General features: G+C 68.0%; 15 protein-coding genes. 6 read left to right on the top strand and 9 right to left on the bottom strand.

What is annotated here, in order from left to right; genetic code table 11:
* Positions 1 to 139: 139 nt before the first annotated feature.
* The 4 genes from ACFVKT_RS32210 to ACFVKT_RS32195 all read right to left on the bottom strand — a co-directional run bounded on the left by ACFVKT_RS32210 (position 140) and on the right by ACFVKT_RS32195 (position 2,896).
* The gene (locus ACFVKT_RS32210) at positions 140 to 937 is read right to left on the bottom strand and encodes a hypothetical protein (RefSeq protein WP_385738100.1); all 798 of its coding nucleotides are present in this window, start codon (positions 935 to 937) and stop codon (positions 140 to 142) included.
* A gap of 6 nt (positions 938 to 943) precedes the next feature.
* Positions 944 to 1,096 (bottom strand): hypothetical protein, encoded by a 153-nt coding sequence (locus tag ACFVKT_RS32205; protein ID WP_385738099.1) that lies wholly within the window; start codon positions 1,094 to 1,096, stop codon positions 944 to 946.
* A gap of 183 nt (positions 1,097 to 1,279) precedes the next feature.
* Positions 1,280 to 2,164, bottom strand: coding sequence for an SDR family oxidoreductase (locus tag ACFVKT_RS32200; protein WP_385738098.1), 885 nt, complete (start codon positions 2,162 to 2,164; stop codon positions 1,280 to 1,282).
* Between the two features lie 132 nt (positions 2,165 to 2,296).
* Positions 2,297 to 2,896: a flavodoxin family protein gene (locus ACFVKT_RS32195; protein ID WP_385738097.1), complete on the bottom strand. Its 600-nt coding sequence runs from the start codon at positions 2,894 to 2,896 to the stop codon at positions 2,297 to 2,299.
* Between the two features lie 430 nt (positions 2,897 to 3,326).
* On the opposite strand from ACFVKT_RS32195, the gene ACFVKT_RS32190 reads away from it, so the two are divergent.
* The gene (locus ACFVKT_RS32190; protein ID WP_385738096.1) at positions 3,327 to 3,761 is read left to right on the top strand and encodes an MSMEG_6728 family protein; all 435 of its coding nucleotides are present in this window, start codon (positions 3,327 to 3,329) and stop codon (positions 3,759 to 3,761) included.
* Here the strand turns inward: ACFVKT_RS32190 and ACFVKT_RS32185 are convergent.
* The 3 genes from ACFVKT_RS32185 to ACFVKT_RS32175 form a co-directional block, all read right to left on the bottom strand.
* Complete coding sequence (locus ACFVKT_RS32185; protein WP_385738095.1) at positions 3,739 to 3,936, bottom strand: hypothetical protein; 198 nt, start codon at positions 3,934 to 3,936, stop codon at positions 3,739 to 3,741. The two genes, ACFVKT_RS32190 and ACFVKT_RS32185, sit on opposite strands and share 23 nt — an antisense overlap.
* A 247-nt stretch (positions 3,937 to 4,183) precedes the next feature.
* Positions 4,184 to 4,657 (bottom strand): hemerythrin domain-containing protein, encoded by a 474-nt coding sequence (locus tag ACFVKT_RS32180; RefSeq protein ID WP_385738094.1) that lies wholly within the window; start codon positions 4,655 to 4,657, stop codon positions 4,184 to 4,186.
* A 163-nt stretch (positions 4,658 to 4,820) separates the two neighbouring features.
* On the bottom strand, positions 4,821 to 5,363 hold the full coding sequence (locus tag ACFVKT_RS32175; protein WP_385738093.1) for an isochorismatase family cysteine hydrolase: 543 nt from the start codon (positions 5,361 to 5,363) through the stop codon (positions 4,821 to 4,823).
* Positions 5,364 to 5,551: 188 nt separating this feature from the next.
* Between ACFVKT_RS32175 and ACFVKT_RS32170 the strand changes: the two genes are divergently transcribed.
* Entirely contained in the window at positions 5,552 to 7,849 is a 2,298-nt protein-coding gene (locus tag ACFVKT_RS32170; RefSeq protein ID WP_385738092.1) for a catalase, read from the top strand.
* A 259-nt stretch (positions 7,850 to 8,108) separates the two neighbouring features.
* Entirely contained in the window at positions 8,109 to 9,293 is a 1,185-nt protein-coding gene (locus tag ACFVKT_RS32165) for a zinc-dependent alcohol dehydrogenase (RefSeq protein WP_385738091.1), read from the top strand.
* Positions 9,294 to 9,439: 146 nt separating this feature from the next.
* Here the strand turns inward: ACFVKT_RS32165 and ACFVKT_RS32160 are convergent, their stop codons facing one another.
* Positions 9,440 to 10,309 (bottom strand): alpha/beta fold hydrolase, encoded by an 870-nt coding sequence (locus ACFVKT_RS32160; protein ID WP_385738090.1) that lies wholly within the window; start codon positions 10,307 to 10,309, stop codon positions 9,440 to 9,442.
* Positions 10,310 to 10,692: 383 nt separating this feature from the next.
* On the opposite strand from ACFVKT_RS32160, the gene ACFVKT_RS32155 reads away from it, so the two are divergent.
* Positions 10,693 to 11,364, top strand: coding sequence for a LysE family translocator (locus ACFVKT_RS32155; RefSeq protein ID WP_385738089.1), 672 nt, complete (start codon positions 10,693 to 10,695; stop codon positions 11,362 to 11,364).
* A 689-nt stretch (positions 11,365 to 12,053) separates the two neighbouring features.
* Here ACFVKT_RS32155 and ACFVKT_RS32150 read toward each other — a convergent pair.
* Positions 12,054 to 12,248 (bottom strand): hypothetical protein, encoded by a 195-nt coding sequence (locus ACFVKT_RS32150; protein WP_385738088.1) that lies wholly within the window; start codon positions 12,246 to 12,248, stop codon positions 12,054 to 12,056.
* 584 nt (positions 12,249 to 12,832) lie between these two features.
* On the opposite strand from ACFVKT_RS32150, the gene ACFVKT_RS32145 reads away from it, so the two are divergent.
* Both ACFVKT_RS32145 and ACFVKT_RS32140 read left to right on the top strand, forming a co-directional pair.
* Positions 12,833 to 13,471 (top strand): hypothetical protein, encoded by a 639-nt coding sequence (locus ACFVKT_RS32145; protein ID WP_385738086.1) that lies wholly within the window; start codon positions 12,833 to 12,835, stop codon positions 13,469 to 13,471.
* 52 nt (positions 13,472 to 13,523) lie between these two features.
* The gene (locus tag ACFVKT_RS32140; protein WP_385738084.1) at positions 13,524 to 14,141 is read left to right on the top strand and encodes a class F sortase; all 618 of its coding nucleotides are present in this window, start codon (positions 13,524 to 13,526) and stop codon (positions 14,139 to 14,141) included.
* Positions 14,142 to 14,585 lie beyond the last annotated feature (444 nt).

Genomic DNA, 14,585 nt, shown 5'->3' with positions numbered 1-14,585 from the left:
GCCCGCACGCGCGGTCGCGTGCCGGCGCGCTGAAGGCCCCGGCATGAGCACCGCTTCAGGATCCGCGATCCGCAGAAGGGCTGACAGAAGCCGTCTGGTGTCGGCCAGGAGCCCCGCGGTCGTCGATGCGACCGCCCGGTTACCGCTGGCGGATATGACGGACAGACGCCGGTGAGCCGCGGAAGCGTGAGCCAGGGGGTGTCGAAAATCCCTGGCCGGAACGACATCGTCGACGGCGCGGCGGTCTTCGACTCGATGCCAGTAGTCGTCGGACCGGCAGGCGTCTCCGGCCGTCCGCAGCAGCACGGTCAGGCGGTCCCTCGCATCGGAGGAGAGCGCGGGCCGCCGGGCGGGCTCGGCCAGCGTCCGGACGGTCGTCGCGATGTGCTCGGTGACCTGGTCCCATACGAGATCCCAGGCGGCCTTCGGACGCGCGGGCGCGGCCCCGTGCCGCAAGCCGCAGGCCCCGGTTGACGCGGTAACTCTCGTCCGACCGGCGGCGCTGCTCCCTGAGGTCGGTCACCACATCGGCGAGCCGCAGTGCCCGGTCGTACCAGTCGCGTGCCTGCGCCTCGCTGTATCCCTCGGCGAGGCCGTCGGCGACATCGTGCAGCAACTCGGCTGACTGGAGGGGTAGTTGGGCGCTCAGGTGGCGTATTCGACGAGAGTGGACGGGAGGGAACACCAGGGCGTTGACAGCGCTGCCGACAGCCGCTCCGAGCAGGGTCTCCAGGAACCGGTGGGCGATCTCTGGGCCCGTGTAGGAGCCGTAGGCGAGAACGAACAGCACGGCGGTCGGCGCGTAGAGGCCCTGGGTGCCGAAACGGGCGTAGTCGCGGAGGAGGACAGTCAGGGGGAGCGCCAGCGCCATCGCCGCCATGGTGTTATCGGTCAGCACGCCGGCCGCGGCGGCGAGGAACGTGCCGACGACAACCATGGCGAACTACTGCAACGCGGACAGCAGCGAGCGGTAGACGGTGTTCGGCACGAGGAACAGTGCCGTCCAAGGCGCCGGCAGCGCCATCGGAGCATCCCACCACCAACCGGCCACGGCCCAGGCGAGCAGTGCCGCGCCGGCAGCCTTGAGAGACTGCACCGCCGTGTCGCGCTCGGCTCCCGACTCGGTGACGGCACGGCGGACGGAACGCCAGACCGCCCTGGTCTCCCAGGTCAGGACATTCGCGACGACGGGGAACCTCCTTCGTTGTCTCGTCTGCCGGTTCGGTCTCCTTGCTCTGTTCCGTCTCCTTGCTCTGTTCCGTCTCCTTGCTCTGTTCGGTCAGGGCAGGGGTGTGCCGCCGGTGGCGTTCATGATCTCCGCCGTGATGAAGCCGGCCTGTTGGGAGGCGAGGAAGACGTAGGCAGGAGCCATCTCGGCCGGTTGCGCGGGCCGCCCCATCGGCGACTGCTTACCGAACTCGGTGGTGTCCGGCATGGTCGCGGGAATCAGCGGCGTCCACACCGGGCCGGGGGCCACCGCGTTGACACGGATCCCGTCGGAGGCGACCATCTGCGCCAGCCCCTGAGTGAAGGTCACGATCGCACCCTTCGTCATGGCGTAGTCGAGAAGGTGCGGACTCGGCTTGTAGGCCTGCACGGACGTGGTGTTGATGACCGAGCCGCCGGCCGGGATGTGCGGCAGGGCGAGCTTGCAGAGCCAGAACATGCCGTAGAGGTTCGTGCGCACCACACGGTCGAACTGCTCGGTGGAGATGGCGCCGATGCCGTCGGGCTGCGACATCTGGTACGCGGCATTGTTGACGAGAACGTCAATGCGCCCGAACTCCGCCACAGCGCGTTCGATGAGTCGGCGGCACTGCTCCTCGTCACGGATATCGCAGGGCACCGCGACCGCCTTGCGCCCGGCGTCCTCCACGAGCCGGGCGGTCTCGCGGGCCTCCTCGGCTTCCTCGGGCAGATAGGTGAAGAGGACGTCCGCCCCCTCGCGCGCGTAGGCGAGTGCGACGGCCCGGCCGATACCTGAGTCGCCGCCGGTCAGGACCGTCTTCCGGTCGGTCAGCTTTCCGCTGCCCCGGTAGGAGTCCTCGCCGTGGTCCGGCGGCGGATCCATGGGGCCGGTCCATCCCGGATGAGCCTGGTCCTGCTGCGGGAAGTCCGGCTGAGGATGACGTTCGACAGGGTTCTGCTGATCGGTGTCCTTCATGAGCACTGCCTTTCTCGCTCTGAGGTCGGGTCCTTTGTGGGCCAGGGGCACGGCGTCAGACATCGGGCCTCCTCGGACGGACGGTCGACAGCGGCCGACTCGGTGACGCCATCCAGGCGCTTACCTGTGATTTCAGCTCGGCGGATAGGGGCGACCGGTGAGTTGGCGCGCCAAGTGCACGGCGTTCACGGCGAGCGTGTGTGTCGTCGCCTTCACGGCGTCGGGGGTCTCCTTGAGGTCCTGGTAGTCCGTGCCCTGCTGGGCTTCGCCGACCCAGTAGGTGACCGCCCCCGGCGCGAGGGAGAAGCCGATGTCGTTGAGGCCCTGGAAGACATCGGCGCTCACCTTGTGGGCACCGTCCTCGTTGCCCACCACAGCTACGGCCCCGACCTTGCCGTAGGTGAGAAGGCGGCCCTCGTCGTCCGTCTCGGACAGCTCCGCGTCCAGGCGCTCCAGGACCCGCTGGCAGATGCTCGAGGGATGCCCCAGCCAGATCGGCGTGGCGATGACGACGATGTCGGCCCGCATCACTTTCTCGCGTAGCAGGGGCCACTGATCGCCCTCGCCCATGTCCAGTTCCACTCCGAGCCGGACATCGAAGTCAGCCACGCGCACGGCCTCTCCCTCCACATCGAGATCGCGGAATTCGGCCATCACCTGCTCCGCGAGCAGGTGACTGCTGGAGGACGTGGGCGAGGTGTTCAGCGAACAGACGAGAGACAGTGCGCGCATGACGGTCAAGCTCCTGACGTGGATTGGCCACAGGCCCGGGGTCCATGGCGTGGCGCCTGTGTCAGAGTTCCCAGGTTGGACCGTTTCACCCCGGCCGCATCCGCGCATCCCCTGAGCCTGGGCGCGCCCAGGGCCGGCACCTCAGTCGCCGCGACCGGAGTGGCCTGGCCGTCGCTGAGGCCGCGTGGGGAGCCCGGGCACACGGCGTCGGTAGGCCGGGTCAGCGCTCTGTGAGCGCCTCAGTCCCGCCTCGGCCGGATGCCCCACGTCGCCCCCTGCCGACGCCTCCATATGGGCGAAGAGTCTCCGGACGGACGCCTTGCGCAGCACCTCAACAGCAGGAAGCGATTACCCGTGCCCACGCGTGAAAGCACAGGAGGCCGCACCGGTCGCCCGTACGGGAAAGGGTCGGCCGCGGTAGGCATCCTGTGTGCAGACCTTTCTCCCGTATGCCGACTTCACCCGATCCGCCGCGGTCCTGGACCGGGCACGACCGGGCAAGCAGCGGGTCGAGTCCCTCCAGGTGCTGCGCGGCCTGACCGTGCCCGGCTACGGATGGCGGCACCATCCCGCGGTTCGCATGTGGATCGGCTACGAGGAGGCCTTGGTCCGCTACGGCTTGGACGTGTGCGCGGTGTGGGTGTCGCAAGGGCACGCCGATACCTGCTCCTCCAGGCTCGCCGTCGACTTCGCCCCTGCGGCAGCGGCCAGGAGGGCCGCGGCGGCGCGGAGACGGTGGAGGGTGCCTGCGAGGGCGATGGCCGCCGCCCAGGCGGTTACGGCGATGGCCGGCGCCCGGCCCTGGCGGCGAACGCGCCCGATCCACCCGCTGAACAGCCCCGCTAGGGCTGCCCGATGGCGATAGCGATGGCGATGGCGATGGCGATGGCGATGGCCGAGTACAGCGGCCACGTTCCTCCGCCGAAGCGCACTTGTGCCGCTTGAGGGAAGGGGGCGGTGGGCATGGCCAGGGTCATCGCCCCGAGGTCGACCACGAAGGACATCCCGAGCTCGGGGCGGCAGCGATGAAATGCAGCCATCGAAGACCGAGCGCAGCCCACCGGTCCGGGCCCCCGATCCGGTCGGCATGATCGGGGGCAGGTGCGCGGCCGAGTCCAGCAGGAGAGAGAACAGCACGGCGACGGCGCCGTATGCCCAGCAGTAGCCGTTCGGCAGCGAGATCAGAATGCCCGACACAAGCGGCCCAGCGACCCGCCCGATATTGCCGACGGTGAAGTACAGCGTGTTCGCGGTGGGTAGCAGCCGTGCATTCTCGTGCCCCGAGACCTACTGGTCTGCGCTGGGTACGGCCAAGGGGTCACCCGGAGCCTGTTTCTTCGCCTCGCTCATCTGCTCGCCGAGGTCGGTCAGACGGTTGCGGCCCATGGCCTTGCGGACCTCCGGGAACCACTCCTTCTCTTCCTCCTCGACGTGGTGACGCACATTCTCGATGAGGACGGACATCTTGGCGTCGAACCGCTCATCGGCCGGGTCGAGACCCTTGATCTCGGAAAGCATCCACAGCACCACATGGTGCTCCTCGACGCTTTCCAGCACGTGGTCCCTGGTGTCCGGTGCGGACTCCCGAGCAGCCGGGTAGAAGATCTTCTCCTCGATCCAGGTGTGGGTGGTGAGTTCCTCGATCACCTGATCGGCGATCTTCCGCTTCTCGACATAGGCCTTCTCGCCGGCCTTCTCGAACTGCTTGAACAGCTTCTCCACCGTTTTGTGGTCTTCCTTGAGCAGTACGATCCCGTCCACCAGGTTCTCCTTCGAGTACGTCAGGGGGTGGAACGCTCTCCCACCCTCACGCCGTGTACCCAAGGCGGTGACGGGGACACCGCGCGCCACCCGCCTGTACCCCCGACGGGCTCCTGCCCTACTCCAAGCGCGCGGGTTACGCCTCCACCACCCAGCGCCCCGGTCAGAGCCGAACCGCGGAACTGCGCACGACGGAAGCGTTCATGTTGATCCGCATCATCTTGAGTGCCGCGTCGGCCAGGTCAGCGTGGATATGCGCCACCGCGTCCCTGACCACGGTCACTCGCAGGTGACGGATGTGGGCGTCGAGAGCGGAGTACAGGACGCACTGTTCGGTGACCTGCCCGCACAGGATGGTGTGGTCCACCCGTAGTTCCCCGAGCAGGTAGGCCAGTGGCGTCTCGAAGAAGATGGAGTGCCGCGCTTTGACGACGAACAGGGAGTCCTCGTCGGGGCGGACGGGGTCGACCAGATCGGATCGGGGACCAGCCAGCGCCGTTTCGAGAAGCTCGCCGTGGTGCGAGCGCCACTGCCCGAAATTGTCGTTGACGTAGATGACCGGAACCTCGGATTTCCGGGCCCGATCAATGAGACGCCCAATCGGTGGGAGAGCCTTTTCCACCGAAGGGATCAGCAGCTTCGCATCGGCGTGGTCGTACGTATTGATCATGTCGATCACGATGACGGCGCTCTTCCTGTGGCTCATGCGCTCATGATCCCGCTGTCCCCTTTCGCTCGCAGTACCCGCCTGCAGAGCCCGGGGAAATGTCCCAGCGGGTGAACCTCCGGCGCGGGCGGGCGGGCGGCTGCGTCGCGGTCGCGGAAAGGGGTACTCACGTCCTGCGGATCACGCGGCTCGTCCCTCTGACAGACAAAACCGTCCCGTCCTCTCTCATGATCGGAAGCCCTGTGAGCGCAAAAAAGAAGAACCCTGTGACGGCAGCCGCCGACAAGGTCGCCGAGAAGGTGCAGGAGGTCACCCGCCCCGGCAACGAAATCCCCGGCGCCCCGGCCCCCGCGCCGGTGCCGGTGGACGAACCGACCGAGCCGACAGGTCCGCTGCCCCCCAAGCCCGACCAGCGCGGTCCGGATACCTACAGCCCCACCGGACAGGCGACGGGAACCCCGCAGGAAGACGTCGCGCAGGGCGGCGAGTTCCTGACCACGGCGCAGGGTGCGCGGTTGTACGACACCGACCACTCGCTGAAGGCCGGAGCGCGGGGACCGGTGCTTCTGCAGGACCACCATCTGCGCGAGAAGATCACGCACTTCGACCACGAGCGCATCCCCGAGCGGGTGGTGCACGCCCGCGGCGCCGCCGCCCACGGCGTCTTCCAGGGGTACGGCACCGCAAAGAAGATCAGCAAGGCTGCGTTCCTCGGCAAGGACGTCGAGACACCGGTCTTCGTACGCTTCTCCACGGTGCTGGGCTCCCGCGGCTCCGCCGACACGGTGCGGGACACCCGCGGATTCGCGACGAAGTTCTACACCAGGGAGGGCGTCTTCGATCTGGTCGGCAACAACATCCCGGTGTTCTTCATCCAGGACGCGATCAAGTTCCCCGACGTCATCCACGCCGGCAAGCCCCACCCGGACCGCGAGATCCCGCAGGCCCAGAGCGCTCACGACACCTTCTGGGACTTCGTCACCCTGCACACCGAGGCCACTCACCACACTCTGTGGAACATGTCCGACCGTGGCATTCCCCGCTCCTACCGGATGATGGAGGGCTTCGGCGTCCACACCTTCCGGTTCGTCAACGCCAAGGGTGCGACCACGCTGGTGAAGTTCCACTGGAAGCCGAAACTCGGTGTGCACTCCCTGGTCTGGGAAGAAGCGCAGATCACCGCCGGCGTGGACCCCGACTTCCACCGCCGTGATCTGGCGGACGCGATCGAGTCCGGCGCCCACCCCCAGTGGGAACTGGGCGTCCAGACCTTCCCCGACACCGAAGACCAGATGTTCGAGGGCATCGACCTGCTGGACCCGACCAAGATCGTGCCGGAGGAGCTGGCCCCGGTCCAGCCGATCGGCCTGCTCACCCTCAACGCGAACCCCTCGAACTACTTCGCCGAGACCGAGCAGGTCGCCTTCCACCTCGGCCACCTCGTGCCCGGCATCGACGTCACCAACGATCCGCTGCTCCAGGGCCGCCTGTTCTCCTACCTCGACACCCAGATCAGCCGGCTCGGTGGCCCCAACTTCGGTCAGCTGCCGATCAATCGCACCCACGCCCCGGTGAACGACATGCTCCGCGACGGCATGCACCAGAGCGCCGTCCATCGCGGGGTGGCGCCCTACCGGCCCAACTCACTCGACGGGGGATGTCCGTTCCTCGCCGGCGCGGACACGGGTGCTTACATCGAAGTTCCCGAGCAGGTGCCCGCTGCCCGCAAGGTCCGCGAGGCCGCGGCCTCTTTCGACGACCATTACAGCCAACCCCGGCTGTTCTGGCTGAGCATGACGCCGACCGAACGTGAACACATCGTCGCGGCCTACACCTTCGAGCTGAACAAGTGCTGGGAAACGGCGATCAAGGAGCGGGCCCTGAAGGTACTCGCCAACATCGACACCGAGCTGTGCGCACAGGTCGCCACCGGACTCGGCCTCCCCGCACCCGCGCCGTCCGTGAAGCCGGCCGACCCGGCACCGAGCCCAGCGCTCTCCCAGCTCGGCGGCACATGGCCGCTGGACGGGCGGATCGTCGGCATCCTCACCGCGGGCGACCAGGAACTGTCCGGCGTACGGTCGGTCCGGGAGGCCGCCCTGGCCACCGGCCTGGTGCCGCTGGTGATCGCCCCGACCGGCGGCGTGCTCGACGGCGACGGCGAGCCCGTCAGCGTACAGCGGACCTTCGCCACCGCCCGCTCCACCGAGTTCGACGCCATCCTCGTGGCCGGCGCGCCCGCACCGGGTGTCGACGCCTACGGGGCCCGCGACGCCAAGGTGGACGACGACGTCGCCGCGACCGCGGGCATCGACCCACGTGTGCTGCTTCTGCTCACCGAGGCGTACCGCCACGGAAAGGCGATCGGGGCGTGGGGCGATGGAACCGAAGCGCTGGAAGTCGCCGGTATCGCACCTGACGCCCCGGGCGTGGTGGTCGCCGAAACCGCCGATGCGGGGCTGGAACAGCTCGTCGGTCTGCTGGCCGGCCACCGTGCCTGGGACCGCTTCTCCCCTGCGGTCTGACCCCGGCCCCCGGGCGGCTCCCACCTTTCTCAGGTGGGAGCCGCGGCACCACCGTGCCTCCCACCGCGCCGATTTAGCGCTGGTCCCGCACAGCACCTCCGAAGGCGCCCGGAATATTTCGTTCCGTCCTTTATGAATCAGCTGGATTCCAGGGGTACTCGTCAGGGGCGCCTCCCGTCCAGGACGAACGCGGATGGCAAGCGCGGCGGAATCGAATCCGGCCCGAGGGGCCGGGGTACGCAGCGACTGAGGAGGACGCGTGAGGGCGTTGACGTGGCACGGCAAACGTGACGTACGGGTGGACACGGTTCCTGATCCCACGATCCAGGATCCGACCGATGTGATCATCAAGGTGACGACGACCGGGCTGTGCGGCTCCGACCTGCATCTGTACGAGGTCCTGGGTCCGTTCCTCGACGCCGGTGACATCCTGGGCCATGAGCCGATGGGGATCGTGGAGGAAGTCGGTCCCGAGGTCGTGAACGTGCGTCCGGGCGACCGGGTCGTTGTGCCGTTCAACGTCTCCTGCGGCACCTGCTTCATGTGCGACCAGGGACTGCAGTCCCAGTGCGAGACGACCCAGGTCCACAGCCAGGGAAGCGGTGCGTCCCTGTTCGGGTACACCAAGCTCTACGGCCAGGTTCCCGGCGGACAGGCCGAGTACCTGCGTGTACCGTTCGGCAACACCCTGCCCATCGCCGTCCCACCGGGGCCGGCGGACGAGCGGTTCGTCTATCTGTCCGATGTCCTGCCCACCGCCTGGCAGGCCGTCGACTACGCGGCCATCCCTCCCGGCGGCACCGTGGTGGTGCTGGGTCTGGGACCGATCGGAGACATGGCCACCCGCATCGCGGCCCACCGCGGCGCCGGGCAGGTCATCGGAATCGATCTCGTGCCGGAGCGGCTGGAACGGGCGAAGGCGCACGGGGTGCACGTCCTCAACCTCGACGAGTACGGCGACGACCTCGTGGAGGCCGTCCGCGACCTGACCGACGGACGCGGCCCCGACTCCGTCATCGACGCAGTCGGCATGGAGGCCCACGGCAGCTCCGCCGCACAGGCGGCCCAGCAGATGACCACCCTCCTGCCCAACAAGCTGGCCGCCAAGATGATGCAACGCGTCGGTGTGGACCGTCTTGCCGCCGTGTATCTGGCCATCGAGCTCGTCCGTCGCGGTGGCACCGTCTCCCTGTCGGGCGTCTACGGCGGGATGGCCGACCCCCTGCCGCTGCTGACCATGTTCGACAAGCAGATCCAGTTGCGCATGGGCCAGGCCAACGTCTGGCGATGGGTGGACGACCTGCTGCCCCTGCTCACCGACGCCGACCCGCTGGGCGTGGAATCCTTCGCAACTCACCGCCTGCCGCTGGAGCAGGCACCCGACGCCTACGCCATGTTCCAGAAGAAGCAGGACGGCGCCGTAAAGATCCTCTTCAACCCGTGACCGGCTCACCGGCCTGCTGATCGCCTCCGACGGGCTGCCCTTCTGCACGACCGCGATATTCCCCAGCCGCTGCGCCGGAGAATTCCGCATGGGGATCCCGGTGTTGGGCCTGCGCGAGCATCTGCTGAAAGCGGCCCAGAGGTTTCCTACTCAGGCCGTTCGGCGAAGAAGCCCGCAAGGGAGGACGCGAGCGCTTCTGGAGCTTCTTCGGCCACGTGGTGCCCGGAGTCGATGCCGTGGCCCCGTACATCCGGTGCCCACTGACGCCAGATCTTCACCGGGTTCCCGTACAGGTCCTCGAGATCGTCCCGGAGCGACCAGAGGATCAGTGCCGGGCACCGGATCCGTACCCCGGCGGCGCGATCTTCCTCCTCGTGCCGCCGGTCGACTGTGAGGCCGGCCCGGTAGTCCTCCAGCATCCCCCGCACCACGGCGGGGCTCCTCGTGGCCGCACGCCACTCGTCGTAATTTTCCTGTCCCATGCGCTGGGGATCGCCGCGGTACCAGTTGTCCGGGTCGGCGTTGATGACTCGCTCGGGGATGTCCGGCTGAGCGAAGAAGAACCAGTGCCACCACTGCGTGGCGAACTCGGCCGTGATGCGGGACAGGTGCTCGGTGAGGGGCAGACAGTCGATCAGCGCCACCCGCGAGACCGCGTCGGGATGATCGAGCGCGAGACGCAGCGCGGCACTGCCTCCGCGGTCGTGCCCGGCGAGTGCGAACCGGGCATGGCCGAGGGAACGCATCACCTCGACCACGTCACCGGCGACGGCCCGCTTGGAGTACCCGGCGTGGTCCGCGGCAGGCGCCGGGCCGGTGGACCGGCCGTATCCCCGGAGATCGGGACAGACCACGGTGAAACCGCGCCGGACGAGGAGTGGGGCGACGCGATGCCAGGTCGCGGACGTCCGGGGGTGGCCGTGCAGCAGCACCACTGGCGGCCCTTTCCCGCCGTAGCGAACGAAGATCGATGCTTCATCGATCTGAACCCGCGTGGTCTCAAAGTCCTCGAACAAGACCTGAACCTCCCGCCCTCGTTGACACACCGCCCACCGCGCCTACCGGCCCAGGACAACCCTGCGCCGGCCCGCGAGGCCCAACGGGCCAACAGCTTGCGCAAGCTGAACCTCCTCGTCGGCGAATGCTGGACCGACGCGGCCTTCCTCTTGCCCCCCGTGGGTGCCCGTACACAACCGCCTCTCAGGACACGGCCAGGAACAAGGCACACGGACAACTGGAGCAGGGCCTCGGGATACTCGACGAGGCCGTCGCTTCAGTCGTAGAGGTACGGACCTTCGCGGCCTGACATCGGATTCAACGTCCCAGCTCCAGGCACTCGGCTCCTGGACGAACCATCCCCGGCGGCAGCACGCCCACGGGGCTGACGAACGGAGAGCGGATGTCGGTCGACCTCATCGGGTTCCTTGGTGTGGTGCTGGTGGCGTACGTCGTGCCGGGGCCGGACTTCCTCGTGGTGCTCCGGTCTGCGACCGAACATCCCTCGAAGGGCCGGGCCGCAGGGCTGGGCGCCCAGGCCGGGCTGTGCGTGCACATGCTCGCCGCCGCCACCGGGCTGTCGCTGATCGCCGCCCGGTCCCCCATGGTCTACGACGCCATCAGGCTGCTCGGCGCCGCCTACCTCGTCTACCTCGGCGTACGGACCGTGTGTGCAGCCCGGCGGGCCGCCCGCCGACGGTCCCCCGGGCGAGCAACGCCCAGCCCAGAGGACGGCCCAGCGCCGGAGGACCCCGAGAAGCTCGGCCCCGCCCGAGACCAGTGGCGGTCCGGCTTCACGCAGGGCTTCCTCACCAATGTGCTCAACCCCAAAGCGGCGCTGTTCTTCATCAGCATCCTGCCGCAGTTCGTCAACGGCAGCGGATCGATGACCCGGCAGATCTTCTTCCTCGGCACCTTGGACATCCTCATCGGCATCGTCTACTGGCTCGCCCTGGTCGCCGTCGCCACACGCCTACAGGCGCTCTTCGCCCGGCCGAAGATCCGTCACCGCTGGCAGCTGACGGCCGGATGGCTGTTCATCGGCATCGGCATCGGCGTCGCCGCAATCGCCTGACACACAGGTTGTCGATCTTCTCTGTAGCGACGACGGAGTTCACCGGAAACGCGACTCCAAGAGATCCCCGCCTACGACGGCTTCTTCTTTGCCACAGACTCGTAGTCGCAGGGGCCACCGACAGCGCACTGGAGAGATCGACTGCCAGTGATGGCCACCCGGTTGAAGGCCGACGCTGACGGTGGAGCGCACCAATGAGGTAGCCCGCCGCGCCTCAACTTCCGCGTGCATCCCCGGCCGACGACTACCAAGTACCGACGGCGACTGGACGGGCGTCGCCTTCACCGGCGTTGGCCTCGACTGCTTCGCCCTCGCGGTCCGGGCCATCGGCCGGCGCGGACCACTTCTGCCCTCAGCGCCTCCCTGAGCAGCAAGTCGACGGTTCAGAAAGCCGGGCGACTCCTGCCCACGCCTGCCCACGCCTGCTCACCAGAAGGCACACCACCCCATCCAGATCGACTGGATAGGCACATCTGCGCGGGCTTGACTGTCGAGATCGCACAACCCGCACGCCGGTCGCCCCGACCGAGTGCAAGGCCGACAGGGATGCCCCCGCACGCTCGCCGCACACTTGGCCACCAGGCCGAACCGGGCAGACAGGAGGCTGCTTCGCTCGCCTCGGCCGGCCCGCGACTACGAGCGGCGCCCCGACTCCAGCGAGGCGATGATCATGTGGTCGATGACCCGGCTCATGAGCCGCCGCCTCGCAGCCCCGGCGCGAGCGCGAACCGCCCCGACGGCTCCTTGACCAGCCAGCCCCTCGCCACCAGCCGGTTCGTCTTCGACCGCACCCCCTCGGTCTTCGCGTGCACCGGCGCCACCCCGACTGCCGACACGATCTCCTTGCAGCTCAACGAGCCGCCCTGGACAGGCAGGGCCGCCATCAGCCGCTGATAGTCCGCCGACAGCACCGACGCCTCGCGCCCCTCACACCACACCGGCACCACCGGCCTCACAACCGGCGTCGGCGTCGGGTTCCCGGTCGCTGGACCGTCACTCCCGGCCGCAACGTCGTCATGGTCGGGACCAGCGAGGACCTTCGACCACAGTCTCCCGTGAGATCACGAACCGCTCCCAGTCCCGTTCCCAGTCCCGTTCCGCGTCCCGCAGCTGGGCAAGGATCCGGTCCGCCTCCTGGCGCAGCACTCCACCCGCCGAGCGGCTTCCCGTTCCCGCTCCTCCAGCAGACCGATCACCGAAGGCATCCCTGGACCTCCACCACCGCGACAACACGACGCCCTCTGCCTGCCACCGAACCCACGACGCCATGCCTGACCAGCGGAAAATCAGCTGTCACGTCCGGAAAGACCCCCCTAGGTGGGACGGACTCAGTTGAGGGCGGCGTGGGCCATTCGAGTTGTATCCGATGACTTTTACGGTTTCTCAACACATCCTTTGACGTTTTATGACATTCATTACGAGCTCGGACAATAAGTACGACAATCATCCCGGCTTGAAGGAGTCCCCCATGCTCATGTCCTCTCTCCTCCACTCCCCTGGCGTCCGTGGGGGTGCCGCGGTGGTCGTCCTCGCTGGTGCCACCTTCGCCGGGGCAGGAACTGCCTACGCCGCTCCCGGTGACAGCGGCGGCATCGACGTCCGCTCGGTCGACTGGCACTCGCGCGGCGGCGACGGAGTCGAGGTCTGCGAATTCGTCCTCTCCGCGAGCAACTTCGAGTCGTTGCCGGCGGTCGCTTGGACGATCACTGCGCAGCCCCCGACCATGCCACCCGGCGACACGCTGCAGAGCACGCTGCCGCTGGTCAACGGCTCAGCGAACAGCGCGAAGTACCGGCTCCCGCAGGGCACGTACCAGCTGGTGTGGATCACCCCGGCGGGCCCCAAGCAGAAGAGGTTCTCGGTCGACTGCCAGCGCCAGGAGAACCACCGCCGCGGCCCGGCGGAAATCACCCCGGGCAAGGGCTACCACAAGCCCATCGGCGCGGTGCCGGCAGGTGGCGGAGGCGTTCCGGACCTGGAGAACGTCAGCTCCCAGAGCGACTTGAACGCCGGACCCGCCGTCGCCCTGACCGCCAGCGGGATCGCCGTCGCGGCGCTGGTCATGACCCGCCGAGCCGCGCGCCGCCGTGCCCGCAACGAGGCATAGCCAAAGCCGACGGCCACGGCGGCGGGGACCCAGTCGTGCGTGCCGTCTGTCGATGACGCTATGTGCGACCTCCTCGCTGGTGACCGGCGTCGTCTGGGCGGTTTCAGACTCCTCCGACGGGCCCCAGGTCACCGACGCCCGCGCAGGTGACGCCGAGGGCGGCGGTGACCCGCCGCCCCAACAGTCCGCGCACGCACCCCTGGCGCGCTCCCGCCCGGTCAAAATCGCCATTCCCGCCATCTTCATCGAGGCCCCGGTCATCGACCTCGACCTCGACAACAAGGGCCGCCTCGGCGCTCCTCCACTGAGCAGGCCGAAAGTGGTGGGCTGGTTCCGCAACGGCCCGTCACCCGGCGAGGCAGGAACGTCCCTGATCGTCGGTCATCGCGACACCAGGACCGGACCGGCGATCTTCCTCAATCTCAACACCCTGCACCGAGGTGACACGGTGAAGGTCACCCGGGCCGACCGGGCAACCGCCATCTTCACCGTCGACGAGGTGAAGAAGTACGCGAAAGACAAGTTCCCCGACAACAAGGTGTACGGAACCACCAACCGTCCCGAACTTCGACTCATGACGTGCGGCGGAAGCTTCGACAAGAAGCACGGCTATTCGGCCAACGTCGTCGTCTTCGCCCACCTGGCCTCGCTCAAGAAGCAGACAGCCTGAGCACGGAAAACGCTGCGGAAACGGCGACCCTGGTGACCTCCACCGTCGATGGCACTTCGCAACAGGTCAACGAAGGCCACGTCACCGAGCCCGTCGATGAGCAGCTCCATGTCCCGGTAGCCAGCCTGGAAACTGTGCGCCGGCATCTACAGCCATCACTCGGGAACGTCCACTTCCTCGGCCCCGTCCCTCGGCGCCAGTTCCCACTCGTCGGTGAACGCCCACTGACACTCCCCGCCGGACAGATCGAACCAGCCGCCGGACCCACCGCGTCAGGCGTGTCAGGCGTGTGCGTGTCAGGCGGCTAGCGAATACGCGACTCCTCAACATGCGAGCCCACCAGTCCCACGGCCAAAATCGAGCCCGTACGCCGCAAACGGACACTGCCTCTGCCGGTCCAGATGCAATGCCGCGCGTCGCCTCAACCCGGGCATGCGACTGCCG

Origin of the sequence: Streptomyces sp. NPDC127595, assembly GCF_042671685.1 — a bacterium.
Classification (GTDB): domain Bacteria; phylum Actinomycetota; class Actinomycetes; order Streptomycetales; family Streptomycetaceae; genus Streptomyces.
The sequence above is the reverse complement of the archived record's forward strand: the minus strand, read 5'-3'. Positions and strand labels throughout refer to the sequence as shown.